This window comes from Bradyrhizobium sp., from assembly GCF_016462955.1.
In the GTDB taxonomy this organism is placed as follows: domain Bacteria; phylum Pseudomonadota; class Alphaproteobacteria; order Rhizobiales; family Xanthobacteraceae; genus Bradyrhizobium.
Genome location: NZ_JAEMSD010000457.1, coordinates 1 through 5,529 on the forward strand (window position 1 = coordinate 1; position 5,529 = coordinate 5,529).

The following is a 5,529-nucleotide window of genomic DNA, read 5'->3' on the forward strand; positions in this document are numbered from 1 at the left end:
CTCATAGGCCCCCTCCCGGGCGCCGCGCACGATGCCCTGGGCGTGACCCGCTTGGGGCAGCGACAACAGCGCGAACAAGAGTCCGGCGGTTGCGAACAGCAGGCGGACGGGCAAACCGGCCGGCAGCGCGGCGACATGGACTTTGTTCATCTTCGATTCCAGGGCTGAGGTGCTTGGCGGCATGCGCCGGTGCAGGGTGAACACGCTCAACGTTCGACGCGCCGGAATGGTTGCGCCTTTGCGACCAATTGTCGGCGATGCAAGCGCACGCCCGGCTCGCGAAAATGTCAGCGCCGCCGCACCTTCGCGGCACAAGGCGGGCTTGCTTACATCAGGCGGCGCGTTAACGATGGGCGGCCGGGCCGCTGGAACGAAAGCCGGATTGCAGGCATATTGCACGCCGGGGACGGAGCGCCGCGGCGCCTAGCGCGAACAGGCCGGAGGCCAGGACTCGATGCGTTTCCAGATGCGTACCTTTTTCATCGCTTTCTCCGCAGTGCTGGTTTTAGGCGCGGGCGCCGCGCAGGCCAAGGTCGAGATCACCGTCGACAAGGACAATCAGCAGATGACCGTCGCGGTCGACGGCGTCGCGCGCTATCACTGGCCGGTCTCGACCGGCGTCCCCTCGCGCGAGACCCCGAACGGCGCGTTTCGCGCCTTCCGGATGGAAGAGGACCACTATTCCAAGGAATTCGACGACGCGCCGATGCCTCACGCGATCTTCTTCACCAAGGTCGGGCATGCCATCCACGGCACGGACTCGGTCGGCCGGCTCGGCTCGCCCGCCTCCCATGGCTGCGTTCGGCTGTCGCGCCAGAATGCCTCGACGCTCTATGCGCTGGTGCAGCAGCAGGGCGTGCTCAACACCACGGTGACGCTGACCGGCTCGGCGCAGGTGGCAATGGCGCGCAATCCGCGCGGCCGCAACGCCAATGCGGTGGCCCGCGCACCGCAGCCTGCCGAAGAGCAATACGCGACCACCGGCGATCCCGTGAACCTGACGCCGCCGCCGCAGCAGCCTGCGCGCCGCTCCATGCCGCAGGATGACAACTACATCTACCCGGCCGACGGCAGCGACACCGGCGCGCGCTATCCGGCGCCGCGCTCGGCCGGCCGCCCGCTCTATGACGCGCAGGTCTACCAGCAGCAGCCGCGGCAATATTACGATCAGGGCTACGGCCAGCAGGGCTATTATTATCAGCCGCAGCCGCGGCAATATTACCAGCCGCGCGGCTATTATTATCAGAACTGACGCAGCCTCCGGCAGCAGCCCGCACCGGCCGAGGCACCATGCCGTCACGTGCCACGATCATTCTGACTGTGCTCTGGGTTCTGATGGCAGGACGGGCGATGGGGTCTGACGTGGCCTTCGATCTCGAGGCGCATCGCGGCGGGCGGGCGCTGTGGCCGGAAAATACCCTGCCGGCCTTCGCCCACGCGCTGACGATGGGGGTGGATACGCTGGAGCTCGACGTCGGCGTGACCGCAGACGGCGAAGTCATCGTCTCGCATGAGCGCGGGCTCAATCCCGATCTCACGCGGGATGTGGCCGGCGCCTACATCACCCCGCCCGGCACGCCTTTCGTGAAATTGCGGCTCGACGAGGTCAGGACCTATGACGTCGGCCGGATCCGCCCCGACAGTGCCTATGCGAGGCAATTCCCGGACCAGCGTGCCGTGCCGGGGACGCGCATTCCCACCTTGCGCGAGCTGTTCGCGCTGGTCCGTAAATCCGGCAACACGCAGGTGCGCTTCAACATCGAGACCAAGATCAATCCGAACCATCCGGATGAGACGCTGGATCCGCAAGGCTTCGTCGCGAAGCTGCTCGGAGTGATCGAGACCGAGGGATTCTCCGGCCGGGTCACGATCCAGTCGTTCGACTGGCGAACCCTGATTCTCGTCCAGCAGCAGGCGCCGAACATCCCGACCGCGTACCTGACTCTCCAGCGCGGTTCGGCTCCGACTGTGGCACGCGACAAGGCGACCAATTGGACGGCAGGTTTCGACCCGGCCGATCACGGCGGCTCGTTGCCGCGCACGATCAAGGCTGCCGGCGGCTCGATCTGGTCGCCCTATTTCGGCGACGTGACCGCAGCACTGGTTTCCGAGGCCCATGCGCTCGGACTGCGCGTCGTGGTGTGGACGGTGAACAAGCGCGAGGAAATGACGCGCATGATAGAGCTCGGCGTCGACGGCATCATCTCGGACAAGCCGGATCTGCTGCGCGAGGTCGCCGGCGAGAAGGGAATTGCGCTGCCGGCGGGGACACCAGTCGAGCCTTAGATCTCGTGTCCCGGACGCGACGCAGCGTGCAACGCTGCTTCGCAGAGCCGGGACCCAGCAAGCCGCGCGATGGGCCCCGGCTCTGCAGCGCACCGCTAAAGGAGCGCTGCGCTGCGTCCGGGGCACGAAACCATCCGAAGCGTCCCCTACTCCCCGTTCTTCCAACGCCGATGCAGCGCGCCCAGGATGTTGGAATAGTCGTCGGTCCAGACCCGCACCCTGTCGTCGGCTTCGGTCTGTTCCCACTGCTTGGAGGACGCAAGCCGGCCGATGTCGGCGTCCTCGCGCGCAGAGATGACGACGTCCGTCGAGAAGATGTAGTCGGAATCGCGGCCCGAATCCTCGTTGAAGACCCAGCTCTTGAGATCGTTGGCGTCGGCGATGCCGACCACGACGGTCTCGAGATCGAGATGCCGGTTGGAGACGTGCATCACCACGGCGCCGTGCGGCGCCAGCTTATCCTTGTAGATCTTCATCGCCTCTTCCGTGGCAAGATGAATCGGGATCGCGTCGGACGAATAGGCATCGACGATGACGAGGTCATAGGCGCCGTCGGGCTCCTTGGCGAAGGTGAGGCGCGCATCGCCGATGACGGGCTTCATGTCCGGCATGCAGCTCGAGATGTAGCGGAAATTCCTGGGATCACGCGCCGCGTCGACCATGGACTGGTCGATCTCGAAGAAGGTCCAGCTCTCCCCCGGCGCGGCGGCGCAGGCGAGCGTGCCGGAGCCGACGCCGATCGCGGCGACCTTGAGCGGCGCGCCCTTGCGCTCCCGCATCGCGCTGACGGCCTGACCGATGCCGCCGTCCGCGTGATAATAGGTGATCGGCTCGGGCCGGCCGGTTACGGGCGTGCCGTCATTGTTGAGGAAGCGCTCGGCGCCGTGGATGGTGGTGCCGTGCATCAGCACGTGGAAATAGCCGCCCGGCGTCACCACGATCTTGTGCACGCCGAAGAAGCTGCGCACGGTCGTGACGCGGCCCTCGTCGGCGGGATAGACGCGGATCAACACCAGCGCGAGCGCGACGGTGGCGAAGATCTTCCAGCGGTCGGCATTGAGGATCAGCGCGAGCAGCGCGGCGAGCCCGCCGACGGTGCCGGCGACCCAGACGCGATGATCCTCGAGCCAGGTCGAGATGTCGCCCGTCACATAGGACGGCGCGACGAGCGCCACCGCGAGCGCGGCGAGCGCCAGCCAGTACCATCTGACGATGACTGCAAAGCGTTCGGTCGCGGACGGACGGCACAGCGCGGCGAGCGCGATCAGGATCGGATATTCGGCGATCCACGAGAACGTGTAGGGCGCAACCAGCCCCGCGAACAGGCCGCCGACCATGCCGCCGAACGACAGCGCAACATAAAACCCGGTGAGATATTTCGCCGGCGGCCGTGTCCGCGCCAGTTCGCCGTGGCAGGCCATGGCGATGACGAAGAAGCACAATTGATGCCCGCCGAGCGTGAGCAGCAGGTTCTGCTCGCCGCCGAAAGCCAGCAGGCAGACGACACCGGCGATCGCGACCGGCTGGAGCATCAGCATCCATTTGTGCGGCAAGAGCGGACGCGACTGGAACACCACCACCCATGTCAGCAGATACAGCGACAGCGGCAGCACCCAGAGCAGCGGCGCTGCCGCGACGTCGGTCGAGATGTGCGCGGTGACGGCGATGAGCAGGCCCGACGGCACTGCGGCGAGGAAGATCCAGCGCAGCCGGGTCAGCAGACCCGGTGCCGGCGCAGTCACCTCCTCGTCCCGCGCATTGGCCATCGCCGGCTTCGGCGAACGCAACAACAGCACGCCGCAAGTACCGATCAGCAGGATCAACAGGCCGTAACCGGCGGCCCAAAACCGGTTCTGCGTCTGCAGCGTGAACATCGGCTCGAGCAGGAACGGATAGGACAGCAGCGCCAGGAAGCTGCCGATGTTGGAGGAGGCATAGAGGAAATAGGGATCGTGCGCAGCAGGATGGCCGGTGCGGACGAACCAGGCCTGCAGCAGCGGATTGTTGGCGGCGAGCGCGAAGAACGGCAGCCCGATCGAGACCACGAACAGGCCGAGCAGCCAGAACGCATAGCCCGAAGCCGGCGGCTCGCCATAGGCCGAGGCGATGCCGAGCGGCAGCGTGGCGAAGGCCGCGAGCAGCAGCAGCAGATGCACCGCCACCGGAGCGATCCGACTCCTCGCCTGCATTAGCAGATGCGCATAGGCATAGCCCGCCAGCAGCAGCGACTGGAAAAACACCATGGCCACCGACCACACCGCCGGCGAGCCGCCCAGCCGCGGCAGCACCATCTTCGTGAACAGCGGCTGCACCGAGAACAGCAGCAGCGCACTGACGAAGATCGCCGCGGTGTAGACCGTCAGCAGCAGCCGGTTGCGCGACGACGAGGGCTGCTCCGTGGCGGCGGGTTGCACGATCGAATCCATGAAAGCTCCGGCTAAAGCGTTTTCCAGCGAAGTCGGCACCGGTTCGCGCCAGGAAACGCATCGGACAATGGCCCCGGCGGGCGCCGGACCGCGCGCAATGGAGCACAAGGCGCCTGAACGGGCAATAAAGTGTGACGTGATGTTGCCGTGGGGAATGCTTGATATAAGGAGGTCGTTCCGGGGCGATGCAAAGCATCGAACCCGGAACCTCGAGATTCTCTGGTGCGGAGCCCGCACCTTAGTTCGCGCTTCGCACGCCCCGGAATGACAGAACACTGGATCTTGCATTCTTCATGACCGAAACCGACGTCGTCATCATCGGCGCTGGCCACAACGGCCTCACCTGCGCGGCCTATCTCGCGAAAGCGGGCTTGCGGGTGCGCGTGGTAGAACGGCGCAATGTGGTCGGCGGCGCCGCGGTCACCGAGGAGTTTCACCCGGGCTTCCGCAACTCCGTTGCGGCCTACACCGTGAGCCTGCTCAATCCGCAAGTGATCCGCGACCTCGATCTTGCCGGGCAAGGCCTGCGGGTGGTCGAACGCCGCGCGCAGAATTTCCTGCCCGCGCCCGACGGCAACTATCTTCTCACCGGCGAGGGGCGGACGAAGGCGTCGGTCGCCCGGCTCAGCGCGCACGATGCGAAGGCCCTCGACGGCTTCTCGCGGGAACTGGAAGACATCGCCGACGTGCTCAGACAATTCGTGCTGCGCGCGCCGCCGAACCTCCTCGACGGCTTTGGCACGAGCGCGATCCGCGAAGCCGTGAACGCGCTGGGAACGGCCAACATCCTGCGCGGCCTCACGCTGGAGAGGAGCCG

At 66.2% G+C, this 5,529-nt stretch carries 4 protein-coding genes and 1 pseudogene; 3 read left to right on the forward strand and 2 right to left on the reverse strand.

Annotated features, from left to right (window positions below; translation table 11 throughout):
• Positions 1-210: pseudogene (locus JHD07_RS31515) on the reverse strand (hypothetical protein); the annotation flags it as partial.
• A 256-nt stretch (positions 211-466) separates the two neighbouring features.
• Here JHD07_RS31515 and JHD07_RS31520 point away from each other — a divergent pair.
• On the forward strand, positions 467-1,252 hold the full coding sequence (locus tag JHD07_RS31520; protein WP_291629249.1) for a L,D-transpeptidase: 786 nt from the start codon (positions 467-469) through the stop codon (positions 1,250-1,252).
• Positions 1,253-1,290: 38 nt separating this feature from the next.
• Entirely contained in the window at positions 1,291-2,286 is a 996-nt protein-coding gene (locus JHD07_RS31525) for a glycerophosphodiester phosphodiesterase (RefSeq protein ID WP_291629251.1), read from the forward strand.
• Positions 2,287-2,432: 146 nt separating this feature from the next.
• Here the strand turns inward: JHD07_RS31525 and JHD07_RS31530 are convergent, their stop codons facing one another.
• Positions 2,433-4,712, reverse strand: a complete 2,280-nt coding sequence (locus tag JHD07_RS31530; protein WP_291629253.1) for a spermidine synthase — start codon at positions 4,710-4,712, stop codon at positions 2,433-2,435.
• 293 nt (positions 4,713-5,005) lie between these two features.
• Here JHD07_RS31530 and JHD07_RS31535 point away from each other — a divergent pair.
• The coding region (locus JHD07_RS31535; protein ID WP_291629255.1) for an FAD-dependent oxidoreductase at positions 5,006-5,529 on the forward strand (524 nt) is incomplete at its 3' end.

Excerpts from the sequence above, each read along its gene's own strand:
- JHD07_RS31520 (WP_291629249.1), top strand. The coding sequence starts at position 467 with ATGCGTACCTTTTTCATCGCTTTCTCCGCAGTGCTGGTTTTAGGCGCG.
- JHD07_RS31530 (WP_291629253.1), bottom strand. The coding sequence starts at position 4,712 with ATGGATTCGATCGTGCAACCCGCCGCCACGGAGCAGCCCTCGTCGTCG.
- JHD07_RS31525 (WP_291629251.1), top strand. The coding sequence starts at position 1,291 with ATGCCGTCACGTGCCACGATCATTCTGACTGTGCTCTGGGTTCTGATG.